Source organism: Paenibacillus sp. FSL H7-0357 (assembly GCF_000758525.1).
Classification (GTDB): Bacteria; Bacillota; Bacilli; order Paenibacillales; family Paenibacillaceae; genus Paenibacillus_AQ.
Genome location: NZ_CP009241.1, coordinates 7,198,411 through 7,225,255, shown reverse-complemented (window position 1 = coordinate 7,225,255; position 26,845 = coordinate 7,198,411). Strand labels below are relative to the sequence as shown.

At 52.9% G+C, this 26,845-nt stretch carries 23 protein-coding genes and 1 pseudogene; 20 read left to right on the top strand and 4 right to left on the bottom strand.

Translation table 11 applies throughout. The annotated features are described in order from the left end of the window. The first annotated feature begins 189 nt into the window (after window positions 1-189). The 14 genes from H70357_RS31920 (at window position 190) to H70357_RS31855 (ending at window position 16,647) form a co-directional block, all read left to right on the top strand. A complete protein-coding gene (locus H70357_RS31920; protein ID WP_038597570.1) occupies window positions 190-585 on the top strand; it encodes a Fur family transcriptional regulator in 396 nt (131 codons plus the stop codon). 489 nt (window positions 586-1,074) lie between these two features. Next, window positions 1,075-3,126 (top strand): methyl-accepting chemotaxis protein, encoded by a 2,052-nt coding sequence (locus H70357_RS31915; protein ID WP_052092361.1) that lies wholly within the window; start codon window positions 1,075-1,077, stop codon window positions 3,124-3,126. A gap of 89 nt (window positions 3,127-3,215) precedes the next feature. Beyond that, entirely contained in the window at window positions 3,216-4,028 is an 813-nt protein-coding gene (locus H70357_RS31910) for a uroporphyrinogen-III synthase (RefSeq protein WP_038597567.1), read from the top strand. A gap of 342 nt (window positions 4,029-4,370) precedes the next feature. Further along, window positions 4,371-5,003 (top strand): ThuA domain-containing protein, encoded by a 633-nt coding sequence (locus tag H70357_RS31905; RefSeq protein ID WP_038597565.1) that lies wholly within the window; start codon window positions 4,371-4,373, stop codon window positions 5,001-5,003. A 106-nt stretch (window positions 5,004-5,109) separates the two neighbouring features. Continuing rightward, window positions 5,110-5,457, top strand: a complete 348-nt coding sequence (locus H70357_RS31900; protein ID WP_038597562.1) for a phasin family protein — start codon at window positions 5,110-5,112, stop codon at window positions 5,455-5,457. After that, complete coding sequence (locus H70357_RS31895) at window positions 5,458-7,128, top strand: ABC1 kinase family protein (protein WP_038597558.1); 1,671 nt, start codon at window positions 5,458-5,460, stop codon at window positions 7,126-7,128. It abuts the gene before it with no gap. A 158-nt stretch (window positions 7,129-7,286) separates the two neighbouring features. Then, window positions 7,287-7,490 carry a hypothetical protein gene (locus tag H70357_RS31890; RefSeq protein ID WP_038597555.1) on the top strand — a complete coding sequence of 68 codons (204 nt, stop codon included), beginning with the start codon at window positions 7,287-7,289 and terminating at the stop codon, window positions 7,488-7,490. 54 nt (window positions 7,491-7,544) lie between these two features. Then, window positions 7,545-9,428: a DEAD/DEAH box helicase gene (locus H70357_RS31885; RefSeq protein ID WP_038601024.1), complete on the top strand. Its 1,884-nt coding sequence runs from the start codon at window positions 7,545-7,547 to the stop codon at window positions 9,426-9,428. A 230-nt stretch (window positions 9,429-9,658) separates the two neighbouring features. Next, window positions 9,659-10,603, top strand: coding sequence for a M15 family metallopeptidase (locus H70357_RS31880; protein ID WP_038597552.1), 945 nt, complete (start codon window positions 9,659-9,661; stop codon window positions 10,601-10,603). A gap of 197 nt (window positions 10,604-10,800) precedes the next feature. Beyond that, on the top strand, window positions 10,801-11,139 hold the full coding sequence (locus H70357_RS31875) for a DUF3243 domain-containing protein (RefSeq protein WP_038597549.1): 339 nt from the start codon (window positions 10,801-10,803) through the stop codon (window positions 11,137-11,139). Between the two features lie 200 nt (window positions 11,140-11,339). Continuing rightward, window positions 11,340-12,362 carry an LLM class flavin-dependent oxidoreductase gene (locus tag H70357_RS31870; protein ID WP_038597546.1) on the top strand — a complete coding sequence of 341 codons (1,023 nt, stop codon included), beginning with the start codon at window positions 11,340-11,342 and terminating at the stop codon, window positions 12,360-12,362. Between the two features lie 133 nt (window positions 12,363-12,495). Continuing rightward, window positions 12,496-12,972, top strand: a complete 477-nt coding sequence (locus H70357_RS31865) for a glutathione peroxidase (protein ID WP_038597543.1) — start codon at window positions 12,496-12,498, stop codon at window positions 12,970-12,972. A 310-nt stretch (window positions 12,973-13,282) separates the two neighbouring features. Continuing rightward, the gene (locus tag H70357_RS31860; protein ID WP_038597540.1) at window positions 13,283-14,917 is read left to right on the top strand and encodes a formate--tetrahydrofolate ligase; all 1,635 of its coding nucleotides are present in this window, start codon (window positions 13,283-13,285) and stop codon (window positions 14,915-14,917) included. A gap of 365 nt (window positions 14,918-15,282) precedes the next feature. Continuing rightward, entirely contained in the window at window positions 15,283-16,647 is a 1,365-nt protein-coding gene (locus tag H70357_RS31855) for an FAD-dependent oxidoreductase (RefSeq protein ID WP_038597537.1), read from the top strand. Window positions 16,648-16,822: 175 nt separating this feature from the next. Here the strand turns inward: H70357_RS31855 and H70357_RS36835 are convergent, their stop codons facing one another. Next, window positions 16,823-18,409 carry a DUF3863 domain-containing protein gene (locus H70357_RS36835; RefSeq protein WP_052092360.1) on the bottom strand — a complete coding sequence of 529 codons (1,587 nt, stop codon included), beginning with the start codon at window positions 18,407-18,409 and terminating at the stop codon, window positions 16,823-16,825. On the opposite strand from H70357_RS36835, the gene H70357_RS36830 reads away from it, so the two are divergent. Then, a complete protein-coding gene (locus H70357_RS36830) occupies window positions 18,387-19,217 on the top strand; it encodes a serine-rich family protein (RefSeq protein WP_231578350.1) in 831 nt (276 codons plus the stop codon). The two genes, H70357_RS36835 and H70357_RS36830, sit on opposite strands and share 23 nt — an antisense overlap. A 143-nt stretch (window positions 19,218-19,360) precedes the next feature. Here the strand turns inward: H70357_RS36830 and H70357_RS37255 are convergent. After that, window positions 19,361-19,837, bottom strand: a pseudogene (locus tag H70357_RS37255) (S-layer homology domain-containing protein); the annotation flags it as partial. A gap of 385 nt (window positions 19,838-20,222) precedes the next feature. Between H70357_RS37255 and H70357_RS31840 the strand changes: the two are divergent. The 4 genes from H70357_RS31840 (at window position 20,223) to H70357_RS31825 (ending at window position 23,947) form a co-directional block, all read left to right on the top strand. Continuing rightward, the gene (locus H70357_RS31840) at window positions 20,223-21,050 is read left to right on the top strand and encodes a formate/nitrite transporter family protein (protein WP_038597531.1); all 828 of its coding nucleotides are present in this window, start codon (window positions 20,223-20,225) and stop codon (window positions 21,048-21,050) included. A 474-nt stretch (window positions 21,051-21,524) separates the two neighbouring features. Beyond that, on the top strand, window positions 21,525-22,742 hold the full coding sequence (locus H70357_RS31835; protein ID WP_038597528.1) for an MFS transporter: 1,218 nt from the start codon (window positions 21,525-21,527) through the stop codon (window positions 22,740-22,742). Between the two features lie 49 nt (window positions 22,743-22,791). Then, window positions 22,792-23,322: a GNAT family N-acetyltransferase gene (locus H70357_RS31830; protein WP_038597525.1), complete on the top strand. Its 531-nt coding sequence runs from the start codon at window positions 22,792-22,794 to the stop codon at window positions 23,320-23,322. Beyond that, window positions 23,303-23,947, top strand: a complete 645-nt coding sequence (locus H70357_RS31825; RefSeq protein WP_038597522.1) for an MOSC domain-containing protein — start codon at window positions 23,303-23,305, stop codon at window positions 23,945-23,947. The genes H70357_RS31830 and H70357_RS31825 overlap by 20 nt, the downstream gene beginning before the upstream one ends. 134 nt (window positions 23,948-24,081) lie before the next feature. On the opposite strand, the gene H70357_RS31820 is transcribed toward H70357_RS31825, so the two are convergent. Both H70357_RS31820 and H70357_RS31815 read right to left on the bottom strand, forming a co-directional pair. Further along, window positions 24,082-24,630, bottom strand: coding sequence for a GNAT family N-acetyltransferase (locus tag H70357_RS31820; RefSeq protein WP_038597519.1), 549 nt, complete (start codon window positions 24,628-24,630; stop codon window positions 24,082-24,084). A gap of 41 nt (window positions 24,631-24,671) precedes the next feature. Next, entirely contained in the window at window positions 24,672-24,917 is a 246-nt protein-coding gene (locus H70357_RS31815; protein WP_038597516.1) for a DUF2164 domain-containing protein, read from the bottom strand. A gap of 205 nt (window positions 24,918-25,122) precedes the next feature. Here H70357_RS31815 and H70357_RS31810 point away from each other — a divergent pair, with 205 nt between their 5' ends. Beyond that, window positions 25,123-26,829, top strand: coding sequence for a glutamine--tRNA ligase/YqeY domain fusion protein (locus H70357_RS31810; RefSeq protein WP_038597513.1), 1,707 nt, complete (start codon window positions 25,123-25,125; stop codon window positions 26,827-26,829). The last annotated feature ends 16 nt before the right edge of the window (window positions 26,830-26,845 follow it).

The window sequence follows — 26,845 nt, the reverse complement described above, 5'->3', positions numbered from 1 at the left end:
CCTCCATCGGACAATATTCATCTCATTTATTACCACAGTCCCGCCAAAAGAAACTCCTCAAAGGTCCAGGTGCATGAAATTAGGGACCAAGTGCCAAAATAAGTTAGATTCGATAGGCAGACGATTGGATTGACGCTGGAACAATCAAGACTTATACTTGATCTAAAAATAAGTTAGAGGATGATGAAGATGAGGAACCTGAATTTGACCTCCCAGCGTCAAGCCGTTTATGATATCGTCCGCCAGTCACATGATCATCCTACCGCAGCAGAAGTGATGAACCGGCTGGTAGAACAGGGACATAACCTGGCCTATGGCACCGTGTACAATTCACTGCGTTATCTTGCCGATAAAGAAATGATCCGCGAGCTGAAGCTTGGCGAAGCAGCTAGCAGATATGATGCGCGTATGGACGATCACCAGCATATTATTTGCGAGGTGTGCGGTGCGGTGGATGAGGTAATGAGCCATGTGCCCCAGGAGTGGATGGATACGGTGGCTAAGGATACCGGATACTCCATTTCCCATGCCCATGTCGTATTCGGCGGTGTATGCCCGGCTTGCAGGAACAAAGTTATGAATTAGTTTAAGAAGGGCCTAAACTCCTGGCGAAGGGTCTGACTATGAATAGATATATAATAAAAGACCGTTTTCAAATAAACGGTCTTTTTGCTGTTTTATCAGCAAATTTATTAAGAAAGTCTTGAAATTCATGGGAAATTTCAGAATAAAAGAGGGATTCCATACCCGGTATATAATTATATACCTATATAGATTGAACTTGAGAATTACATGTAGGGAAAAGTGGCGGAGGGGAAGTTTGGAACTGTAGGAGCGACAGCGTCCGCCTGAAAGCTTTCCGCAGGAAAGCTCGCTTCGGAAGCATGGGCAAGGTTTGAATTTCTACCGCGATTCGCGGTTATTTCAGGAAATCGAAACCTAACAGCGGCCGGAAGTCCAAACATTCTCTGTAGTCACGGCCAATCCCAAAATAGAAGAATTATAAGTTCAATCTATATATGCCATAAATAATCATACTTAAGACCTAATAAGAAGGAGAGATGGATTTCACCCATGAATAAAAGCACCCGCTTAACCATCCGTATGAAGCTTATTCTTACATATCTGCTTGTACTTCTCGCTCCCAGCCTTATCATCGGCTGGCAGACTTATCAATCGGCCAGTCATAAGGTGGAGGACCAGCTGATGACTAACGCCACAGAAAGTGTGATGGCGGCCAACGAGATCATTAATGCGAACATTCAGTCCAAAATCGACGCGGTTAGTTATTTTGCCGGGCAAATTTCCTCCGGGTCAGTGAATGGGGAGGCTGGAGGGGAAAGTGCGGCTGATGTAAAAGCCAGATTGCAGGAATATGCCGCGCTGCATCCCGATATTCTGGATATTTACGTCGGAACCAGCGGGGCAAAGTCTGTTCATGCTTCCGATGACCAGCAGCCGGAAGGCTATGACCCGCGCAAGGAGAACTTTTATGTGAATGCGCTGAAGCAGGGGAAGGGGACGGTAATCTCCCCAGCTTTTAAAACGGCAAATAATGAAACGGCCATCGCCATTTCGGGAGTACTTGCGGATGGCAGCGGAGTCATAGGGCTCGACCTGAACTTGTCCGCCCTGGCTGATCTTACGAACATTAAGCTGGGCAAGGAAGGATACATACTGATTCTGGACAGCAGCAAGAAGTTTCTGGTTCATCCCACTGAGACGATAGCCGAGGAATCCTCGCTGGATTTTGTGAAGCAGATGTTCGAGGGAGAAGCAGGCTCCTTTGATTATGTCTATAAGGATACTGCCAGAAAGCTGACCTTCATGGTCAATGAGCTTACCGGCTGGAGAATCGGGGGCACCATCAGCAAGCAAGAGGTTGCTGATGCTACAGCTGACATCCGTGATAAAGTAGTTCTAGTGATTGCTGTTTCTGTATTGCTCGCGCTCGTATTGATCTATTTCAATGTGTCCTCCATCGTGCGGCCGCTGATCCGTCTGCGCAAAGCTACAGCGGCTATAGCGAAAGGCGACCTGTCTGAAGATATCGGGGTGTTCCGCAGGGACGAAATTGGCCTATTGGCCGACAATTTCCGCACGATGGTGGCTGATCTGCGCGGCATGATTCTCGGTGTTCAGCAGATGACGGGTAATCTGTCCGCTTCGGCCAAAGAGCTGACAAGCGGGGCTGAGCAGTCAACTACGGCGATCAGGCATGTGACGGAAGCGATTCAGGAAGTCGCGGCAGGCACAGAACGGCAGGTAGGCAGTGTGCAAAAAGGGCTGGAGAGCGCCGTGGCAACAACCCATGAAGTCCAGCATATTTCCGGGTTCATGGAGCAGGTGTCAGCCATGATGGACAAGACCTCGCTGTCTGCAGCCGAGGGGAATGATTCAGTCATCAGTGTGGTTGACAAAATTAACGGAATTCATGAAACGGTGGAAGAGCTTGGCAACATGATTGACAAGCTGAATGAGCGCACCGGACAAATTCAGGGCATTGTCGGTGTGATCACAGGTATTGCGAGGCAGACCAATCTGCTGGCCCTGAATGCTTCCATTGAAGCAGCCAGAGCGGGCGAGCAGGGGCGCGGCTTTGCCGTTGTCGCCTCGGAGGTCCGCAAGCTGGCCGAGGAATCAGAGAAATCGGCGCGGATGATCTCGGAGCAGATTTCCTCCATCAACGGGGAAATGCAGCAGGCAACAGTGACGATGGAGGATGCCAAAGAGAAGGTGTCGGCAGGCATCCTGGCAGTAGATACTACAGGCCGCTCCTTATCGCGGATCCGCAGGGCGGTCAAAGGCGCGGCAGAGAAAATTGAAGCGATGGACGGAGCCGTACATACGCTGTCGGCAGAAGCAGCCAGTATGGAGAAGGCGATCGGGGAGCTGCAGGGCATTTCCAAGGAGGCTGCAGGCAATACGGAGACGATTTCAGCTGCTGCACAGGAGCAGCTTGCTTCCGTTGAAGAAATCGCCTCTTCCACGGCTGGCTTAAGCCAGCTTGCCGGAGAGCTGCAGAAGCTGGCAGGCCGCTTCAAGCTTCACCCGGGGCAGCAGGTTTCCTTTGAAACTCCTGTTCCGCAGGAAGCGGATCTTCAGAAGGGAGCGGAAAATTCCTGATTACGGATTTGATTACGCCACTTTTCTTTTCCCGGGCTTTGCAAGTATACTGATAAGCAATAATGCAGGGCTAACTAGGGGGAATATTTATGGCAGAGCAGTTAAAGGGGATTACCGTAGCCCTTGCCGGTCCGCGAAAATCGGAGGAAATGGCCAAACTGGTACAGAATATGGGGGGGACGGCGCTGCATCGGCCTGCCCAGGGCACAGTATTTCTCGACGGTGAGGCTCTTCGTGAAGCGCTCGTAGCCTGGACCCAGCATCCGCCGGATCTGGCGATTCTGACTACAGGCATGGGGCTTGATGCACTGTTCGAAATGGCCGGGGAAATAGGGCTTGCCGAACGGTTTCAGGAGGTCCTCTCGTCCTCTCCGATTGCTGCCCGGGGCTATAAAACGGTGAACGCCCTGAAGAAGCGGGGACTGGTGCCGGAGGTGCGCGATGACGATGGCAGCACTACAGGACTGATCCGCGGGCTTGCGGATTGGGACTTGCGGGGCAAGGAGGTCGTGCTGCAGCTGCATGGCGATCGCTCCCCCCGTCTCGTTGCCTGGCTTACGGAAGCCGGAGCTGTTGTCCGCGAAGTGCAGCCATACCTTCACACCCCGCCCGAGCCGGGTTCGCTTGCCAGGCTGCTGGCGGAAATTACGGAGGGATTGGTGGATGCCGTAGCATTTACGAGCGGACCGCAATTCCGCTTCCTGGCAGGGTACGCCCGGGAACAAGGCAAGCTTGGGGAACTGGTGCAAGCCTTTGAAACTAAAGTGCTGGCGGTTTCCGTGGGCAAGATTACCTCTGAGTCCCTGAAGGAGGAAGGCGTCAAGCGGATTGTGATGCCGGAGCATGAACGGATGGGCAGCATGTTCGTTGAGCTTGGGCGTTATGTCGCGGCAAACCGCTGATTTTTCAGCCGGGTTCCGCTGCGATTTTCTGCGGGGGATCTGCAAGACGGTTATCCTGCTCCGTTTGTGGGCGGGATTTGTTTTTTTAAAAGATAAGAATTTATAGGCTGCACGCTATAAATTATCTTTCTATTTCTCACTGAAACGGATACCGTCCTTTTGAGGACGGCGAAGCCGTTTCCAATTGTGAGAAATTGCGTAGCAACCGCAGTCCTGAACTAGCCTGAAGCAAGGCTCCGGTCACAGACATTTAACCTGCCGGTAATGGACATCCGCTGAACTTTTACTTAGAATAATAGCAACGTGCCATAATCCAAGATAGAGACAAGGAGGAGGATACCTATGGACAAGAGAAAATGTTTGCTGCTGGGCGATTACACTCATCCCCGGTTCCATCCGCTGCAGGGTGTAGACAAACAAATCAGCGAGATTCTGAATGATCTGCTGATCGTTCAGTGCTCGGAGAATAAAAAGCTGCTGCTCAGCGAGCATCTGGCCGGTTACGATTTATGCATCGCCTATAATGAACTATGGAACGAAACGGTTTCCCCCCAGCAGACAGCGGGTCTGCTCAGCTATGTGAGCGGAGGGGGAGGCCTGATCGTGCTGCATACGGGGGTTTCCCTGGCCAAGCGCTATGAACTGGCCCACCTGATCGGCGGCAGATTCACCGGACATCCGCCCTATGCTCCGCTGAACTTCAAAGTGATGGAGCATGATATTACAGAGGGAATGGAAGACTTCCAGCTCGATGAAGAGCCATACCGGTTTGAATTCGATCCCTTTACCGAGAAGACCATTCTGCTGGAGTATGAATATGAGGGCGAAAGATTGCCGGCAGCCTGGTGCCACAGCTACGGACTGGGACGGGTTGTCTATATTATGCCCGGACATCATGAGCCTTCGTTCCGGCATCCGGCGGTCCGTGAATTGATTCTTCGGGCGGCGACCTGGGCGGCACGTATTCCCAGATAATTTGAGATTGCAATAAAATGATACCCCTTGCGGCTGCTTCCTTTGTGAAATGCTCCGACAAGGGGTATACTTTATCCATAACTGGAATCTTTGGGGGGAAAGTACTATGAGTGATTTGTTCAAAAAAGCAATCTCTTTAGGAGTGGGCCTCACCATTGTCAGCAAGGAAAAGGTGGAAAAGGTAGTTGAGGAGCTGGTAAAACGGGGAGAGCTTGCGCCCTCGGAATCCAAAGCGCTTGTCGACCGGCTCGTGGAGCGGGGCGACGAGGAACGCGGAGTCTTCAAGAATGCCGTACAGGAGCAGGTTCAGCGTGTGCTGAAGGATCTTAAAGTGCCCGTGCAAAGCGATATCGCCGCACTGGAAACTCGAATTGCCGTTTTGGAGAGCCGTGTGGCTGAGCTGGAGGGTGCCTCTGCCCAGAAGGAAGCTCTGCCGGAAACGCGTACGGAATAAATGGCTGTACGCATCAGACATGCCGGACGGTACCGGACCATTGCCATGGCGCTTATGCGCCATGGCTTCGGTTATATGGTGGAGGAACTGGGTCTCTACCATATTCTTTCCCTTCCGCGCCGGATGTTAACACAGGAGACTCACGCAAGCCTTACACTCGGGGAACGGATTCGCCAGGTACTGGAGGATTTGGGGCCAACCTTTGTCAAATTGGGCCAGCTGGCCAGTACCCGTTCCGATTTGCTGCCTGATTCAATCATTCAGGAACTGGTGAAGCTGCAGGACAGTGTGCCGCCATTCTCAGCGGAAACTGCACGCAATATTGTCGAGCAGGAGCTTGACCAGCATCTGGATGAAACCTTCGAATATTTCGAGAATACACCGCTTGCTGCGGCTTCGATTGGCCAAGTGCACCGTGCTGTACTGCATGGAGGCAAGCAGGTTGCGGTTAAGATACAGCGTCCCGGTGTCATGCGGACCATGACCCGTGATTTGGAAATTCTTCAGGACCTAAGCGCGCTTGCCGAAAGAAGATTGGACTGGGCGAAGCAATACGGGCTGATCCGGATGGTGGAGGAGTTCTCCCGGGCGCTGCTGGCTGAACTGGACTACGGCCAGGAAGGCCGCAACGCCGAGCGTATTGCCAGCCAGCAGACGGCACATGATAAAGTATATGTTCCGGCAATCTATTGGGACTATAGCTCGGCACGTGTGCTAACGATGGAATATGTGGAGGGCATTACACTCAACCACCGGGATGAGCTTCTGGAGCGGGGCGTCAAGCTAAAAACTGTAGCCCAGCAGCTTGTGGAGATGATGCTGGATCAAATCTTTATCCACGGCTTCTTTCATGCCGATCCCCATCCGGGCAATGTGATGCTGCTGGACAACAACAAGCTGGCGCTGATTGATTTTGGCATGGTCGGGCGGCTCAGTGAGGAGATGAAGGACAGTCTGTCCGCGCTTGTCATCGCGCTGATGCGCAGAAATACCGATTCTATGGTGCGGGCAATTCTGCGGTTGGGAGTAATTCCCGAAGAAGCTGACCGTGCTGCACTTCATGATGATATGGACCGGCTCCGGGAATCCTATTATGATATCCCGTTCCATCAGATCAGCATCGGCAAGGCGCTGAACGATCTGTTCGGCATCGCCCGCAAGCACCGGCTGGTCATTCCGCCGGATCTGGCGATGCTGGGCAAAACGATGCTGACGCTGGAGGGGGTTGTTGCCAACCTTGACCCTTCCTTTAGCATCGTGCAGATGGCCGAGCCCTTCGGCAGGCAGCTGGTGAAGCAGCGTTTCAGCGGCAGCCGTATGCGGCGTAAGCTTATCGGAGGCGTCGCCGATCTGGCGGAAAGTCTGGTCGAGCTTCCCTCTCAGGCCCGGCAGCTGTCGGCGCTAATCAGCAGAGGCAAGCTTAAGGTAGAGGTCGGGCTGCCCGAACTGAAAAATTTAGAGCATAAGTTCAGCCGTGTCGGCAATCGCCTCTCCTTCAGCATTGTACTGCTGGCCTTCAGCATTATTATGGCCGGACTGATTATCGGCTCATCGCTGCGTGGCGAGCCTTCGCTGCTGTGGGATTTTCCAACGGTGGAGATTGGCTCAGTGATTGCGCTGCTGATGATTCTGTGGCTGCTCTTCTCGATTTTTAAATCGGGCCGCTTCTAGCCCTGCAGGGAAGAATAATTATTCTTCGCCAGTTGCACACAAACGCCCCAGGATCAAGTACAATATAAAGATAACTTTCTAAGGTCACTGTTCTGCCCCTTAAGGCAGGACAGGCTATCGTATAGTATGTAATGGAACGCAAATGGAGTGCCGTCTGAATGTCCGGTGGATCGCTGCTGCCCCTGAAACCGACTTGGACCGCACGTCTGCAGGGCCAGAATCGGCAAGTGGGACGGAAGGACTCCGGTGACGGGGTTCTTCCGCTTTTGTTTGAAAATATGCCGTTTTCGCCTGAAATAAGCTTGTGCCGCCACTCCGGCGGAGGCCGTATGGATGCGTACATTACTCCCGAAAATGGATGACTATAAGTTATGCTGCACAGTAAAGCAAATTAGAGAATTAGTGAGGTGGAGAAATTGCCGGGTTTTAAGGAATTAGGAGTTTCTGAATTATTGAATGATTTGCTCAAAGGACAAGGCATTGTAAAACCAACGCCGGTGCAGGAGGAAGCCATTCCGCCGGTGGTGCAGGGTCTGGATGTTATCGCCAGAGCGAAGACGGGAACGGGAAAGACGCTCGCTTTCCTGCTGCCGATTATGGACAAAATCCGGGTGGAGGCGGCTTATCCGCAGGCGCTGGTCCTCGCGCCGACGCGTGAGCTGGCCCTGCAAATTACGGAAGAGGCACGCAAGCTGGCACGGCATACGGGTGTGAAGATTCTGGCTGTCTACGGAGGCCAGGATGTAGAGAAGCAGCTTCGCAAGCTGGAGGGCGGAAGACATCTCATTATCGGAACCCCGGGCAGACTGCTTGACCACCTGCGGCGGGAAACGCTGGATCTTGGGGGCGTGAAGATGCTCGTCCTGGATGAAGCGGACCAGATGCTGCATATGGGCTTCCTGGAGGATGTGGAGACGATTATTACGGCTGTTCCTTACCGCCGTCAGACGATGCTCTTCTCCGCCACAATGCCGGATCCGATTAAACGTCTTGCCGCCAACTACATGAAGGAACCGCTGGACATCGTGATCAAGAGCGGCTCGCCGATTCCGCTGGACAATATCCGCCAGCAGGTCGTAGAGTGCTCCGACCGCAACAAAGAAGAAGCGCTGCAGGCGCTGATCGAACGCGACCGTCCGTATTTGGCGATTATCTTCTGCCGGACCAAACGGCGGGTATCGAAGCTGAACGAAGCGCTGCAGGCAGCAGGTTATGACTGCGACGAGCTGCACGGCGATTTGTCCCAGGGCAAACGCGAAGCGGTGATGAAGCGGTTCCGCGATGCAAAGCTGCAGCTGCTGGTAGCTACGGATGTTGCCGCGCGAGGTCTGGACGTTGAAGGGATTACCCATGTCTTCAACTACGATCTGCCGCTGGATGCGGACAGCTACATTCACCGGATCGGCCGGACCGGACGCGCCGGAGGCAAAGGCCTCGCGATCACTTTCTCCTCGCCGCGCGAACGCGCCGGGCTCGAGCTGATCGAGCACGGCATTTCCCAGCGGCTGGACCGTCGCCGCTACGAGAAGGATGAATTCGGCGTAGGCGAATTCACCTCCGTGCAAGGCGGCGGCTCCCCGCGCGGCGGACGCCAGAACGCAGCGCCTGAAGCGGCGCGTGCCGGCCGCGGCGGGCGCGGGCAAGGGCGCAGCGGCGGAGCACCGCGCGCCGAAGCCGGAGCACGGCCGGGCGGCCGCGGCCGCGGCGGCAACAAGGAAGCAGGCAGCTGGGGCGCGCCTGCCGAGAAGACCAGCCGCAGTGCAGCGGCTGGAGGCAAGCGCAGCGCCTATGAGGCGGCAGCGCCCAGAGGCGGCGATTCCGCCGGCAAGAGCGCGGCGAAGCCAAGACCGGGCGGCGGCTACGGTGCCTTTGACCCTAGAAGCGCCAGCCCGGCTGCAGCTTACGGGGCAGGCGGCAATGCCGCCGGCGGGCGTGGCGGCAGCAGAACGGCCGCCCCATCCAAAGGCGGCCCGAGCAGCGGCTACAGCTCCAACGTCACCAGAGGAATGGAAGCTGGCGGCTTCAGCTATGGCGCTTCCAAAGGCGCAGGCTCCGGAAGCGGCTATAATCCGGGCGGTGCGCAAGCCAGCCCTAAACACAGAGCCAATGTAGCCCGCAGCAGTGAAGCAGGCGGCTACAATGCGGCAGCTCCCAAAGGTGCGCGCGGTGGCTCCAAGGGCGGCAAAGGCGGGTACAGCTCCGGCGGACGGAACAGCGGCGGCGGTGGCGGTGCAACGCGCGGCGGGCGTGGCAAGAGCTCCGGCGGCGGTTCCCGCGGCGGACGCGGCTCATCCAGATAAAGGCGCTCGACAGCTATAGATGAAACTTGTTACCATAGGGCAGTTGGCGTATCCGCTAACGACCTGTGGTAACATTTGTTTTATACGACTGAAACTTTTTTGCCCTTTAGCCTGTCTAATAGATAAATAGAGTGCCAGCTGCAGGAGTGCAGAGAATGAGGCAACTGTTGGTTTCGTACAGACGGATCGGAAGCAGGATGCCAACAAGTATAGGAGGAAACATACATCATATGTCCAAGACCGCCAAAATAGTTATTTTGTTCGTTGTCGTGATTGCGATCGGTTGGGGAATCGGGAAATATACGTCGGCTCCATCCGCTTCAGAGGAAGAAGGAACAGTAGTAAGCGACGGCAGTGCCCTTCAGGGTCAGCCGGATGCAAGTGCAGAACCTTCGCCAGTTGCCAGTGTAAACCCGGACGAGCAGGACCAGGAGACTTCTGGAAACAACACGGGAGCCGAAGGGTCTCCGGCTGCTACGGCTGATCCGGAAGAGAACGATAGCGGGGATACGGCTACCAATCCAACTTCTGTTGTTACAAATAAGCCGGGCACGCCGGACTCAGGCAATAATGTAGCCGAACTGACTGCCGCAGAGCCCGAAAGCATGTCAGTCATGGTCAACAAGCAGTACAAGCTGCCGGATAAGTATAAGCCTTCGGATCTGGTATATCCGAATGTGCGGTTCCTCTTCTCGGAGAAGATTGAGAAGCGGATGATGCGCCGCACTGCAGCTGGTGCGCTTGAGGAAATGTTCGCAGGGGCGAAGAAGGACGGCATACAGCTGGCCGGTGTTTCGGCCTACCGTTCCGAGAAAACCCAGACCAGGCTATTTAACAACTATGTAGACAGAGACGGGGAAGAGAAAGCCCGCACCTACAGCGCAGTTCCCGGCCATAGTGAGCATCAGACGGGCCTGGCGATTGACATTTCCGGCAGTGACGGCAAATGCGCCGCCGAGAGCTGCTTTGCGGGTACGCCTGAAGCTGATTGGCTCGCTAGCCATGCTGCGGAGTACGGATTCATTATCCGTTATCCGGAAGGTAAGCAGTCGATTACCGGTTATAAGTACGAGCCTTGGCATGTCCGCTATGTAGGCAAGGAGATTGCCGCCTCCATTGCAGAGAAAGGTATTACGTTGGAAGAGTACTTTGATGCTGTTCCCGTATCGAATTAACCGGCTGCAAGCCATCTTATTAAAAAGTAGGCTCACTATATGTTTAGCAACAGCTCCATCAGCGGTCCCGGGATAACGGGGCCGCTTTTTTGATTGGCCAATGCGTAACGTCTGCTTCCTACAATGCTATGGTTCAGCTATGCGGCCGATGGTTAAGTAGTGGGAAACTAATTAGTTTTCATAAGGAGGCGCATCACGTGTCCGAACATAACCATGTGGTAAGCAAGGATGGAAGTGTAACCATGAACCGTGTCAATGACGCGCTGGACCGGATTGAACCTGAGCAGAAAGAGGTTATTCTGAACAATTTTCAGGAGTTTAAAAGCTACTTAAGTAAGCGGATTCATCTTGCCCAAAAAATCGGGCTCAGCGATGAGCAGCTGGCCCTAGCAGCCGAGAAAATCGCTGATTATCTGGCGGCTTATGAAGAGCCCCGCAACAGCGAGGAGAAACTGCTGCTGGAGCTGTGGAAGGTTGGCAGCAAGGAAGAGCGGCATCGTCTGGCGCACATGCTGGTCAAGCTGGTTCAGGAGTAATTCAAAGCTTGCCCACAGGCTGGTTAAGCGGGTACGCAGCTCTATCGGTGCATGCGCTGGTATATAGCGAGGTAAAGTCCTTCTCCGGTTCGCAGGAGAAGGACTTTTGCTGTTGGGGAATAGGTACATAAGGAACGTTCAGGATATAATGGAGGAAGTATCTGGATAACTCAAATCTTATCATTGGAGTGGCTTGGAATATGAAATTAAGCATATTGGATCAGTCTCCGGTCTCCGAGGGCAGCTCCCCCGCCGAGGCCTTGGCCCAAACGTCCATGCTCGCCCGGGAGGCGGAGAGGCTGGGTTATCACCGTTTCTGGGTATCGGAGCATCATGCGGCTCCCGGACTGGCCGGATCCAGCCCGGAAGTACTCATGGCCCACCTGGCTGCTGTGACCTCTTCCATTAGGATTGGCTCCGGTGCCGTTCTGCTTCCGCATTACAGTACCTTTAAAGTGGCTGAGAATTTCCGCGTGCTGGAAGGGCTGTATCCCGGACGGATTGACCTTGGACTGGGCAAGGCAGCGGGAGGTGCGGCTTTGGCTGTGCGCGCCCTGCAAGAGAACCGGTTAGACGACATAAGCCGTTATGAGGAGCAGGTTAAGGATCTCATTGCCTATTTGCACGGCACAGTGGATTCCGGGCACCGTTTTGCCGGACTGCAGGCCACTCCGGCCGTCCGTACAGCGCCGGAAATCTGGTTGCTCGGCTCAAGCAAAGACAGTGCCGAACTCTCCTCGAAGCTAGGGACCGGCTTCGCCTTCGCCCAATTTATTAACGGCAACGGAGGCTCTGAAGCGGTAAGTGCCTACCGGCAGAGCTTCAGGCCGTCTCACGCTGCCGCGAAGCCGCGTGCGCTGGTTTCCGTATTTGCTGTGTGTGCCGAAACCGCTGAAGAGGCAGACCGGCTGGCAACCAGCATGGATCTTTCGCTTGTACTGCTGGAGAAAGGACATGTCTCCACAGGCACGCCTTCCGTAGAAGCCGCGCTCCGCTATAATTATGCTCCGTATGACCGGTTTCGTATTGAGGAAAACCGCAGGCGGATGGTTGTGGGGGCGCCGGAGGATATCCGGCGCCAGTTCCAGGCTCTTGCCGAACAATATCAATGTGAAGAGATTATGTTTGCAAGTTTTATGCATAGCTTTGAGGACCGGCTGAACTCCCTCCGGCTTATCGCTGAGGCTTGCGGGCTGTCCCCGCGGGGCTCAGACGCTGGATAATAAATAATCTGCTGAGTTTTGTTTTCCGTTTCCGATAAGGTAAGATGGGAAATGAAATGCAAAGTCCCAGTCTGGGCATTTCGCTGCAATGCCGGTCATTTATTAACATACACCCGAAAGGAAGGGATGCAGGATGTCTATTTACAGTTTTGCCGGAGTAACGCCTTCCGGTAAAGAAGTGCCGCTTAAGGATTATGAAGGCAAAGTGCTGCTGATCGCCAACACGGCCAGCAAATGCGGACTTACCCCGCAATACGGAGATCTACAGAATCTTTATGAGCAATATGGCGGCCAAGGTCTTGTCGTGCTGGGTTTTCCCTGCAACCAATTTGCCGGCCAGGAGCCGGGAACGAGTGAAGAAGCGGAGGAGTTCTGCCAGATTAATTATGGCGTCAAATTTCCGGTCTTCGCCAAAGTGGATGTCAATGGACCGGATGCAAGCCTGCTCTTTCAATATCTGAAGGGCCAGCAGCCAGGTACAGCCGAGAGCAGTGACATCCAGTGGAACTTCACCAAGTTCCTGGTTGACCGCAGCGGTAAGGTTGTGGCCCGCGTGGAGCCGAAGGAATCCCCTGAAACGATGAAGGGACTCATAGAATCTTTGCTGTAAACAGCATTTGTAAACCCGGACCAAGTCCGCCTTAGTGCAAATTCAGTGTCCTCCCGAAACCCGGTGCAAACCACATTTTGGGAGGGCTTTTATTTGATTAGCCTCAGCTGATCTCTGGTGAAAGCAGGCACTGAATCCTTTGCCACGGCTTGCGCTATGAAATATACTATGAAAATAATCCTTGACGCTTTTCAGAGACGCTGTATCCTTTGAAGAGAGCAACATCATCGTTGACCATACATAAAACACATTAAGCGCATAATGCGCAGTACGAAGCAGGATAATAACGGCAGGAGGGTTTTATAAGGGCATGAGGTTAATAACAGAGGTAGCATCGGCAGCAGGGATTAGTGAAGAGCATCTGGAGCTGTACGGCAAATATAAAAGCAAGCTGGCGCCAACGCTATGGGATGAGCTGAAGCACAAGCCCGATGGCAAGCTGGTTCTGGTTACTGCGGTTAATCCTACACCGGCAGGTGAAGGCAAGACTTTAACAACCATTGGACTATCCCAGGCGCTGAATGCAGCGGGGGTGAAGACAGTAGCGGCACTGCGTGAGCCTTCGCTGGGGCCATGCCTTGGCATGAAAGGCGGGGCAACCGGCGGAGGCAAGGCACAGATCGTTCCGGCTGATGAGATTAATCTGCACTTTACAGGAGATATTCATGCAGTCACTTCAGCGCATAATCTGCTGTCTGCGATGATCGACAATCATATCTTCCAAGGGAATGTGCTGGGCCTCGATCCGCAGCGCATCGTCTGGAAGCGGGTTATGGATATGAATGACCGCAGTCTGCGCAGCATTGTGACGGGGCTGGGCGACGGCAATGGAACGGTTAGGGAGAGCGGCTTCCAGATTACAACAGCATCGGAGATTATGGCTGTGCTGTGTCTCTGCGATAACCTTGCTGACCTTAAGCTGCGTTTAGGCCGTATGCTGGTCGGATATGACCAGTTGGGGCAGCCGGTAACGGCCAAGGATCTCGGGGCGGTGGAAGCGATGACCGCGCTGCTTAAGGAAGCGGTGAAGCCCAACCTTGTGCAGACACTGGAGGGGACACCGGTCATTGTACACGGTGGACCTTTTGCGAATATTGCCCATGGCTGCAGCAGTGTCATCGGGACCCGTTATGCGCTGAAGCTGGGTGACGTGGTTGTAACCGAAGCGGGGTTTGGCGCTGATCTCGGCGCGGAGAAGTTTATGGATATCAAATGCCGTCAGGCCGGGCTTGCCCCTTCTGCGGCTGTGCTGGTCGTGACGGTGAAATCGCTGAAATATAACGGCGGTGTCCGTAAAGAAGAGCTGTATGCAGGCAACCGGGCGGCACTGCTCTCGGGGCTGTCCAATATGGAACGCCATATTGAGAATTTGGGCAAATTCGGCGTACCTGTGCTTGTTGCGCTCAACCACTTTGAAGGTGATGCGCCATCGGAGATTGAAGAGGTGCTGAACGCCTGCAGCCGCCTTGGCGTGCCTGCGGCCGTTTCCAAGGTATGGGCAGAAGGCAGTGCCGGTGGACTCGAGCTGGCAGCGGAGCTGAAGAAACTGCTGGATCGTGAAGATGCAGGGAGTTATACCCCACTGTATGAAGAGAATTTGGATATTCCGTCCAAAATCAATAAAATCGTCACCGAAATTTACCGTGGTGCGGAAGTCGTGTTCTCCCCTGCGGCCAAACGCAGTTTGGCCATCATCGAACGGCTGGGCTTACAGCAGCTTCAGGTGTGCATGGCCAAAACACCGTATTCCTTCTCAGATCAGCCAAGACTGCTGGGTGCGCCGGAAGGTTTCACGATGGGTGTGCGTGATATTACATTGTCGCTGGGCGCAGGTTTCGCTGTTGTGATTACCGGCAATATTGTGACCATGCCGGGGCTCCCGGCCAAGCCGGCCGCCGAAGGGATTTCCGTCGACGAAGACGGTGTAATTCACGGCTTGGAGTAGTCTCTATATCTTTTAGTATGGCCGAAACCCCGGACCCGCTGCGTAATTTGCGCGGGTGCCGGGGTTTTTGCGTGACGGGTTTCCTGGATTGATATTATCCTGCTGCGCTGCGGCTGTTATCCTAGGCTGGCTGCTGCTTCCTGCATTTTTAAGACATAATGTCTTGCCGCCGGGGAAAAGCTAAAGGAAGCCGCAGAGTGCCGAAAAACGGTGCAGTTCATACATTTCAAATGTGAACAATATGAGAAGATGTACCAAAGGGCTTGCAATGTGATATTAATCACAATATAATCAATATATAAAGTGAAATATATCACAAACAAACAGACAAAAATATGCTTGCCAATTTGGAGGAGGAAGAAATCATGAAAGTAGCAGTCATTGGATGTACCCATGCCGGAACCGCAGCAATTGTTAATACCGCCCAGCTTTACCCGGATGCCGAAATTACGGTGTACGAACGCAATGATAATATTTCCTTCCTGTCGTGCGGCATTGCTCTATATGTCGGCGGAGTGGTTAAAGATCCGCAAGGCTTATTTTATTCTTCGCCTGAGAAGCTCGCTGAACTGGGTGTCAATACAAAGATGCGCCATGAAGTGATCAATGTGGATACAGCCCGCAAAACCTTAAAAGCCCGTAATCTGGCAAACGGCCAGGAAGTTGAAGATACGTACGACAAACTCATTATGACTACCGGCTCGTGGCCGATTGTGCCAAAGCTGGAAGGCATGGAGCTGGATGGCATCCTGCTCTCGAAGAACTACAATCACTCCAACACCATTATCGAAAAAGCGCAGCAGGTGGACAGAATCACCGTTGTCGGAGCCGGTTATATCGGTGTCGAGCTGGTGGAGGCTTTTCAAATGAACGGCAAACAGGTTACGCTGATCGATGGTGAGGACCGGATCCTGAGCAAATATCTGGATGAAGAATTCACTACACCGATCCAGCAGACACTGGAGGATCACGGCATCAAGCTGGCGCTCGGTGAGAAGGTCAGCTCGTTTGCCGGAGAGAACGGTAAAGTGACCAAGGTGATCACAAGCAAAGGGGAGCATGAGACCGATCTGGTTATTCTCTGCATCGGGTTCCGTCCGAATACAGAGCTGCTGAAAGGGCAAGTGGATATGCTGCCTAACGGGGCGATTATCGTCAATGATTATATGCAGACCAGCCTCCCGGATGTCTATGCCGCCGGCGACAGCTGTGCGATTCATTATAACCCAACCGGCAAACATGCCTATATTCCGCTGGCTACGAATGCCGTACGTATGGGAACACTGGTAGCGCGCAACCTGGTGGCGAATACGATCCCATACATGGGTACGCAGGGAACATCGGGGATTAAGATTTATGAGGATAACATCGCCGGAACAGGACTGACGGAAGACGCGGCCAAAGCCGAAGGCATGGATATCGAGAGCGTGCTGCTGATCGACAACTACCGTCCGGAGTTTATGCCGACTTTTGAGCAGGTTCAGTTAAAAGTAGTATTTGACCGCGCCACCCGCCGGGTTCTCGGAGCGCAGATTATGTCCAAGATGGATCTGACACAGTCGATCAATACCGTGTCTGTCTGCATCCAGAACAAAATGACGGTGGATCAGCTGGCCTTCATTGATTTCTTCTTCCAGCCGCATTACAACAAGCCGTGGAACTTCCTGAACACTGCCGGCCTTCAGGCATTGCCAAAGAGTGTGACACATAAAGAAACAGTGACGGTATAACAGCTAAGAAAACACGCCCTGTCCAATCCTTCGAAAAGGTTGGCAGGGCGTGTTTTTTTTAAAAAGATAAGAATTTATATGCTTCACGCTATAAATTATCCTTCTATTTCTCGCTGAAACGGATACCGTCCTTTTGAGGACGGCGAAGCCGTTTCCACTTGGCATGGCTTATTGGTCATTGGTAGTCGATATCTTCATGGAAATCAATGATATCCAGCCGGGCACGGATACGTTCGATTTCTGTTGAGGTTAACGGAGCCGCGGGAGTCAGCTTGTAGTTTCTCCCTGTGATGTAGCTTATATCGTCCGCCGCTCCATTGGACGTATATGGAAGCTTGGTAACAGGCGATCTGGAGTAATCGGTGAAGTCAATGATGCTCCAGAGGGGGGCTCCGTCTCTTTTGGCAAGGATAATACGCTCTGTTGCAGTTTCTGTCCACAGATACCTTAAATCCCCCGGAGAATTCTCTCCACTGACCGTAGTGTATCCAGCCCCCCGGAACATCAGAGTGAACTCTGAATGTTCATTGCTGTGGGCTGTTTTTGTTTTGTAGATCTCTGCCAGTCCATGAACACCCAATATTTCAACGCCGGCATCTTTCGGGAACCTGCTGATGAAGTCCTGCCAGGTTGCGAATAGGTTGGGTGACCTCATCACCCAATTGGTACCAATTACCAGTGAGAGGTAATTAACCGTATTTCTGTTCTGAAAAGGATTGTTGAGATACTGAGAGGCCAGATGCAGCTGAGGTTCTGCCTTCGTATCGTTTACAAACGGATCCGCCGGATGCAATGTCCATCTGGATGCCCCTGTAATATAGCGGGAGCCGATGGGATCTATGCTTAGGGCATTCATAAATACATTGTTACTGTTAGTAGCAGCATCCTGTGCGGGCAGCATCGGATTAGCGGTATGTGCCCAGTATGGCATCAGCGGTGATCCTTCAGCAGACAATTGGCCTACATTATACTGTGTTGCAGCCCAGCCCATAAACGCATCGATCCGGAAGTTGTCTTTTAACCAGGCAGCCTGCTCGGGATTGATGGCATAGGTGGACAGTGACTTGGGACGATACTTGTCAGGAATACTCTCCCATACGGAGCTATCTCCGTTGGTGCCCCCCTGGTGCAGGGAATTGAGCGCATTATATCTGTACATGTACAGCCACGAGTTCATCTCTACAATCCATTGGGCCAGGTTGAAATTATCATTCGGATAGCCGGATGCGATCCCTACCTCATCTCCATATAGATCCACGTAGTTAAGCACCTGTTGCAATTGAGGGCGCTGTGCATCATCGAACACAAATCGGTTGTCCATGGCCCAGGTTACCCGCAAATCGGGATCAATAGTTGCCAGTGTATTCCGCATGGTTTGCATTTCGGCAACTGTTGTAGCGTTTGCTCCTGTATCTTCCAGCAACAAGGATACAGTGAAATAAGCTGTTGAATTGTATTGAGGCGATAGTACCTCAAGCTCGAAGTTGCTGATGATGCTAAAGTCGGCGATCTCGGAACTGAGCAGGATTCGACCATGGATCATAGTCCCAGGCTTCGGGATGTTATAAAAGTTTGCTACCGTCCCATCCTCTGCCAGTACAGAGTAATCATCAGTAACCAGCACTTTGAGGTCTGGCGGCAAATGCTCCGGCATGATTTCGCTTCCGTATACATCCAAGGTCACATAAGCCAGCTTCCAATCCTCCATAGATACATTAAACGAAACGTCAATTGTATCGGTGGTTACCTGTACAGAATCCACTGCCTCATATACTGGCGGCACTGTTGTTGGAGCCGGTGAAGCGGATGGCACCGTTGTTGGAGCCGGTGAAGCGGATGGCACCGTTGTTGGAGCCGGTGAAGCGGATGGCACCGTTGTTGGAGCTGGTGAAGCGGATGGCACCGTTGTTGGAGCCAGTGAAGCGGATGGCACCGTTGTTGGATCCGGTGAGGCCGATGGACCCGGTGTTGGATCTGGCGAAGCCGATGGCACCGTTGTTGGAGCCGGTGAAGCGGATGGCACCGGTGTTGGATTCGGTGAAACCGATGGAACCTTTGGTGGCACCGGTAAAACCGATGGAACCTTTGGTGGAACTGGTGAAGCGGATGGCACCGGTGTTGGATTCGGTGAAGCGGATGGCACCGGTGTTGGAACCTGTGAAGCGGATGGCACCGATGTTGGAGCCGGTGAAGCCGATGGCACCAGTGTTGGATTCGGTGAAGCCGGTGGCACCGGTGTTGGATCCGGTGAAGCGGATGGACCCGGTGTTGGAGCCGGTGAAGCGGATGGTACCGGCGTTGGATTCGGTGAAGCCGATGGAACCATTGTTGGATCCGGTGAAGCCGATGGAATCGGTGTTGGAACCTGTGAAGCGGATGGCACCGGTGTTGGAGCCGGTGAAGCGGATGGCCCCGGTGTTGGAGCCGGTGAAGCGGATGGCCCCGGTGTTGGAACTGGTGAAGCCGATGCAACCGGCGTTGGATTCGGTGAAGCCGATGGAACCATTGTTGGATCCGGTGAAGCCGGTGAAACTGGTGTTACGAGATCTGTAGAAGAAGCGTTTGGATAAGCGATCTCGCTATCTTCTAAAGGTGCGCCTTTGGGGACTTCAGGATAATCAGGCAAGTCACTACCAGGCTCAAGCAAATCTTGTATACGGTTGGCATCCTCAAGCAGAAGACATGCACGAGCAGTTACCATAGCTGCGCTTTGACGGTCAACGGATTGCTTTGGGTTAAACCGCTGATATTCATCTCCTTGGAACAGCCCGAGCTGCTGGGCTGCCCAGACGCTTGTTTGGGCTTCTTCCGAGATAGAGTGACTATCCTTAAACGAAGCCATATCCCCTTGTTTTTGGACCTGGTCATACACTCCAAAGGCCCGGATATACCATACTGCCAAGCTCTCGCGTGTTAATTCACCTCTCCATGCTATTGTCTGGTCTTGTATAATGCCAGCAGACAAAAGCGAGCGTATGGAGGGGATGGCCCAATTCGGTGCCGCTTCCGTTGTTAGCGGATAGTCCGAACTAGGAATGGGAATGGATAATGCCCTTGACATCATGGTGCCCATCTCTGCAATAGAAATCGGCTGATAGGGTCTGAACGTTGCGTTGCCATAGCCTTGAACGATCCCTCTGGAGAACAGCTGTGCAATTTCTTGATGGGCATAGCTGCGCTCAGTATCCACAAATGGAGCGCTATTTGCCCTTGCAGCTGGAGTGACAGCAGCAGTTCCGATTAGGATCAGACATAGCAGTGCCAGGCTGACACGCCTCAGGTTGTCTATCAATATGTATGTGCTTTTTCCTGTGTTTACGGGAACACGATCACCACCTCTTTTACTCCACTATCGGTACAATCGGCCCGAATATTTAGCGTGATATGGGATGTATGGCGAGAAATGTTTTTGTGATTAAGTTAATCTGAATTGTGTAGATAAGGTAAATTTGACATGTCAGTGAAAACTTTCACTTAGTTTTCCTAGACGTGACTTTTATCACGTAAATGTGATTGCGATCACGCTACAATGGCATAAAGGAACAAATTTTAAGTATTAAAAGGGGATAGGAATCATGGCTTATAACAAACCGCAGCAGATTGCCGAGGTAACGGTAGAGAACGGAATCAAGAAGGCTCACAACCCGCTTGCCACCGTACTTATTCTCGGTTTTCTGGGGGGAGCGTTTATTGCGCTCGGATTTTTACTGGATATTCGTGTCATTGCCGGTGCTCCGGCGGAATGGGGCTCCATCGCAAACTTTATCGGGGCATCGGTGTTCCCGGTAGGACTGATCCTGGTGCTGCTGGCCGGCGGGGAACTGCTGACAGGCAATATGATGGCCGTGCCGCTGGCATTTATTGCGAAGAAGATTTCCTTCTGGGAAGTCATCAAGAACCTTGTGCTGATCACGCTCAGCAACCTGGCAGGCGCGTTGTTCGTTGCTTATTTCTTCGGCCACGTTGTCGGCCTCACCGCAGACGGAGTGTATCTCGATAAACTGGTCGATATGGCTGAACATAAGATTGATGCAACCTTCCTGCAGGCCTTTGTCTCCGGGATCGGCTGTAACTGGCTGGTAGCTCTGGCCGTGTGGCTCTCTTACGGGGCGGATAATTTCAGCGGCAAAATCCTCGGTATCTGGTTCCCGACCATGGCATTTGTGGCCATCGGATTCCAGCACGTTGTAGCCAACATGTTTCTTATTCCTGCTGCTATATTTGAGGGGCATTTTACCTGGGCACAATATTTCGGCAACTTTGCCCCGGTATGGCTGGGCAACCTTACGGGCGGAGCCATCTTCGTAGCCGCAGCCTATTATATGGCTTACCTTCGCAAAGGGCCGGCGGCTGTGCAATCCGTAGAGGGTGTATCCTCTGTCGGAGTGAAGAAACACGCTTAATCCTTACTAATTAAATGCAGTCTTAAACGGCAATAGACACTCCTTGTAACCTTCTCTCTTCCAGCTAACGGCTCAAGAGGGAAGGTTCTCGGGGTGTTTTTTTGTGAGGTGAAATAGGGGCGCACAACACAAAATTCGCCGTGCATATCCGACTCGGGGGAACGAAATCGGGCTCACGGCGAATTAATAGGGAGTGTTTCATATGCTCTATTACCCGGGCAAACGAAGAACGAATCAGTCTCTGTTCAGCAATTTTATTTACGCATGGTGGCAGCAGTTATAAAATATAAAGATCCGATTGGACAGGCTTTTTACTGCTGAGGCTGTCCACAGGTTTTGGTCAAGAATCATGGGGGATATTGTGTTTGAGTGACGCGATAATGCGTCAGTGTGAATGCTTGCTCTTCGTCCTGTTTTGGGATGATACTGGATGAAATTAATGACACATATATTACAGGGGTTGAAAGACAAGTCATGAGGTTTTTACAAGCTTATCCAAAGGAAGTCAAAGTATTCCTGATTGCCAGTCTTATTAATGCAACAGGCAGCGCACTAATGTGGCCGCTTGTCACGATGTATGTATTTGATGAACTGGGCCGCAGTATGACAGATGCCGCACTCGTTATTGTTATTCAATCCCTCGGAGGCATATTCGGACAACTGCTGGGTGGATCACTCTATCATAAAGTTGGTGTCAAACGCCTCATCGTCGGTGCGCTGGCCATGAATGCCCTGGCCTTGTTTACCTTGCCGGCGGCAAGCGTGAACTGGAACATGTTCATACTGGTGATGGGACTGGTGGGTCTGTTCAATTCGTTGTCATTGCCGGCCATTCAGGCCTTTATAGGTTTCCGCTTCGCAGAACAGCGCGGAGAGCTTTTTAATGTAATTTATGTCGCCAATAATATTGGGGTAGCGCTGGGCACGATGCTGGCCGGTTTTCTGGCCGATATTTCCTATCTGTTGAGTTTCGTGCTTAATGGGCTGACCTCAGCGGTGTTTGCCGCATTTTTCTTTGTGTATTTGCGGAAGGTTGGCACAGAGCCGGCCCATGCCGAGCCGCATAGGAGAAACGGCCCCGGAGAGCTGTCGAACTGGAAGCTTATAGGCCACACCCGAATCTATCTGTATATGGCCTTAGGTTCGATGTTTTTATTGATCGGCAACTCGATCTGGAATACGGGAGTTTCTCCGTTTATTATTTCGGAAGGCTGGGCTAAGAGCACCTACAGCCTTCTTTGGACGCTCAACGGGATTCTGATCTTTGCCGCGCAGCCGCTGGTAAGTTTGATCAAACGCTGGTTCGCGGAGACCTCGACGGCGCAGATGACGGCAAGCGCTGTTTTTTACCTGAGTGGATATGCAGTGATCTTGTTAATGCCAAGCTATCCCGGCCTGGTGCTGGCGATGTTGCTGACCACGCTGGGAGAGATGCTTATTTCTCCGGCGATGCCTTCATTTATTTCCGATCATGCGGACCGCAGTGCGCCCTTCTATCTCGGGCTTAGCGGTGGGATCGGCGCGGTTGGCAGAGTTCTCGGCCCCTATATGATGGGCAGCCTGTATGACCGGGGAGGCATTGCGCCGACAGGCTGGCTGGCTTGCGGAATGGCGTTGCTGGCGGTAGGATTCTTCGCGGTCCATGCCTTCATCAACCGTTCTGGCCGTGCACTGGAACAAAATGGGGTATAATGGTCTGTAGAAGAATCACTTAAAGGTAAGTCAAGGAGTGCAAAGAGCTATGCAACAAATTATTAGAGGCTCGCTCACGATTCGTCCCTCGGAGTTAAAGGATACCCGTGAGCTGATTATTCTCGATAACATGATTTGGACGGAGGAGACCACACCGGGTCCATTAATGTGGTGTTCGCGTGAGGATTATCTGCTCCATGCCCCTCCCGGTTCCCAGCTTGTAGCTTTGCAGGAAAGAGAACTATGCGGGTATGTCGGTTTCGGCTGTCCCAGCGGGATGGTGAGCAACCGCCATGTGTGCGAGGTGAACATCGCTGTCCATCCGAAGTTCCAGCGGCTTGGCATCGGCGGACAGCTGATCGAGGCGATCAAGCAGCATGCCGGAGAGAACGGGATACGCAAACTCCGCTTGCGGGTGCTGTCCAGCAATACTCCTGCGCTCTCGTTCTACCGGAAATGCGGATTTGAGGAAGAGGGCCGGCTCAGGGAAGAGTTTTATCTTGGCGGACATTATGTAGATGAGGTATTTATGAGCTGCATGCTGACTGGAGGGAAGGGAAATGGAAGTCATTTCGCTTAATGTGGGCAAACCTGTAACGGTAGATTACCGTGGTAAGCCGCTGGAAACGGGGATTTATAAAATGCCGGCGGCTGGACCGGTACAGCTTCATCTTGAGGGATTCGCCGGTGACGGGCAAGCGGACCTGGTGAACCATGGGGGGCCGGACAAAGCGGTCTGTGTGTATCCGATTGAGCATTATGCCTTTTGGGAGGAGCTGCTCGGGAAGAAACTGGAGTTCTCCGCCTTCGGCGAGAATATCACAGTCAGCGGGCTGCTGGAGACCGAGGTCTGCATCGGTGATGTGTATGAGATCGGTTCGACTCTGCTGCAGGTCAGCCAGCCGCGGTTTCCTTGCTTTAAGCTCTCGCAGAAGCATGGCCCGGCTGATATGCCAGCCAAAGTGCTGGCTACCGGATACAGCGGATTTTATTTCCGTGTACTGCGTGAAGGTCAGATTACAGCCGGTGATCGAATCGTCAAGAAGGAATCCGGTGCGAGAGGCTACCCTGTAAAGCGGGTGCTCTATCTGATGGAACATGGCCGTAAGGACAAGAACGGTCTGGCTGAGCTATCGGAACTGGACACCTTGGCGTCGGGAACCCGGATGAAGTTCCGGAGCTGGCTTGAGGCTGCGGAGAGCTAACGATTGCTGATATCCAAAATCGGTGAATTTGATGGTATGCCAAGTCCCCCCGGACGCCTGTTACGGGGGGCTTGGTTTGTTATAAAAGATCTAAAATTCCGTTACATCCGGCCGGGTTGTATATGTCCCACTGTTTAGCTCAGCAGCTTCCATTCACTGCGCAGCAGGCCGTATACCGCATGATTCACATAGCCCTCGGGCAGCTTCTCCGCCTGGCGCAGAACCCCTTCGAATACGAAACCCAGCCGCTCGGGAATCGCCCGGCTGGGCTTGTTGCCCGTGGCGCAGCGGATTTCAATGCGGTTCAGCTCCATTTCCAGCAGCGCATAATCTACGAAAACCCGGCAGGCGCTGGTCATGTAGCCTTTGCCTTCATATCCTTCGCCAAGCCAATAGCCGATTCCGACGGAGCGGCTCTGCCAGTCTATCTCATGATAGCCGATAATGCCGGCCAGTTCTCCCCGGACCCACAGTCCGGCGGTAAAGCCGCCGTTGTCGCTGCCCTGCTTAACGGCATTTTTGATAAATGTGGCGATGTGGTCCTGCTCGGTGACTCCGTCAACCCAAGGCAGCCACTGCCTGAGCCTGCTCCGCGAGCGCTCTACCAGCGCGAACATGTGGCGGGCCTGCTCCGGCATCAACAGTTTCAGCACAAGCTCTTCATCAATGACATAATTAAACAAGCGGCTGCCTCCCTCTGTGCCACTAGGGCCGGATGTACTGATTAACGCTTCTTCCATTCCAGAGCGTAAATATCTTCTTCCAGCGACTGCATCCGCTGTCCTACAAGGGCGCGGCAATCGCTCAGCGCTCCATTGTATAGGGCAGGTCCTAGCTCCTTGAGGAAGAAATCCAGCAAATTGTCGGCTGCGAGATGGCCGATGGTCTCTCCGCGTTCGGCTTCGAAGTAAGTGCGGATGTTCTCTGTAATAATGTCGCGCTGCTCTTTAGGCAGTTTCATCGGTTTCATAAGAATGAGTCCCCCATTGTTAAGTTATTCGTTAATTATGCCTTATAATTTCCATGCTACTCTATCGCCGGGAGAGAAGTCAAAGCATTCGGCAAGGCTGAGTGAGTCACCCATTTTATTGAACATTCTACGGTTAACGGGTATATTAGTAGGAAACATGTTCATACAAGGAAGTAGAACAATACAGAACGAGAGGTTGATAGCTGTGGAGAACCGTGGAACACCCTCCAATTTTATTAAGAATGTCATTACTGAAGATCTGAGCTCGGGGAAGGTTAAGGAGATCGTCACCCGTTTTCCGCCGGAGCCGAACGGTTACTTACATATCGGACATGCCAAGGCGATCTGGATTAACTTTACACTGGCTGATGAATTCGGCGGAAAGACCAATCTGAGATTTGACGACACCAATCCGCTTAAAGAGGATACAGAATATGTGAATTCCATTCAAGAGGATGTAAAGTGGCTAGGCTATGAATGGGATGAACTGCGTTTTGCCTCCGATTATTTCGGAGAAATGTACGAGCGGGCAGAACTGCTTATCCAAAAAGGCAAAGCCTATGTCGATGACCTCAGCGCCGACGAAATCCGCCAGCTGCGCGGTACGTTGACCCAGCCGGGGCAGAACAGCCCTCACCGTGAGCGCGGAATCGAAGAGAACCTGGATCTGTTCCGCCGCATGCGGGCAGGGGAATTCAAGGACGGCGAAAAGGTGCTCCGTGCCAAAATTGACATGTCCTCGCCGAATATCAACCTGCGCGATCCGGTCATTTACCGTATTTCCCACTCGCATCATCATAATACCGGCGATGCATGGTGCATCTATCCGATGTATACCTTTGCACATCCGTTGGAAGATGCTATTGAGAGTGTAACCCACTCCCTCTGCTCATTGGAATTTGAAGATCAGCGCCCGTTCTATGATTGGGTGGTAGCAGAATGCGAGATGCCGGCTGTGCCGCATCAGTATGAATTCGGCCGGCTCAACCTGGCCCAGACGGTAACGAGCAAGCGCAAGCTGAAACTGCTGGTGGACGAAGGCCATGTGGACGGCTGGGATGATCCCCGTATGCCGACGATTTCCGGGCTGCGCCGCCGCGGGTACACTCCGGAAGCGATCCGCAGCTTTGTGCACGAAACAGGCATTTCCAAAAGCCAGGGTCTGGTGGACCTGCAAATGCTGGAGCATTTCATCCGTGAAGACCTGAAGCTGACCGTTCCCCGGACAATGGCCGTGCTGCGGCCGCTGAAAGTGGTCATTACCAACTATCCGGAAGGTCAGACCGAATACTTCGAGATTGAGAACAATGTGGAGAATCCGGAAATGGGTAACCGGCAGATTCCGTTTTCCCGTGAAATCTACATTGAGCGCGATGACTTCATGGAGATTCCGCCGAACAAATATTTCCGTCTCTTTCCCGGCAACGAAGTGCGCTTGAAGAACGCCTATTTCATTAAGTGCAACGAGTTCATCAAGGATGAGAATGGCGAGGTTGTGGAGCTGCACTGCACGTATGATCCCGAGACGAAGAGCGGCAGCGGATTTACCGGCCGCAAGGTCAAGGGAACACTGCACTGGGTGGATGCCAGCCAGGCAGTACCGGCGGAATTCCGCCTCTATGAGCCGCTGATTTCCGCTGAAGAAGCGGATGCGGAGGCTGAGATTGAAGGAATGGAGCCTGTGGCCGACAAACCGGAGCCGAGTTTCCTCGATCAGCTGAACCCGCAATCCATTGAGATTCTGCAGGGCTTTGTGGAGCCGGGTCTGAAGGACAGCGTGCCGCAGGACAAGTTCCAATTCTTCCGCCATGGCTATTTTAACGTGGACAGCAAATACTCCGCGCCGGGACATCTCGTGTTCAATCTTGTGGTATCCCTCAAAAGCTCATTCCAGCCGCCTAAGCAGGGCTAATTCATAGAATTGTAAT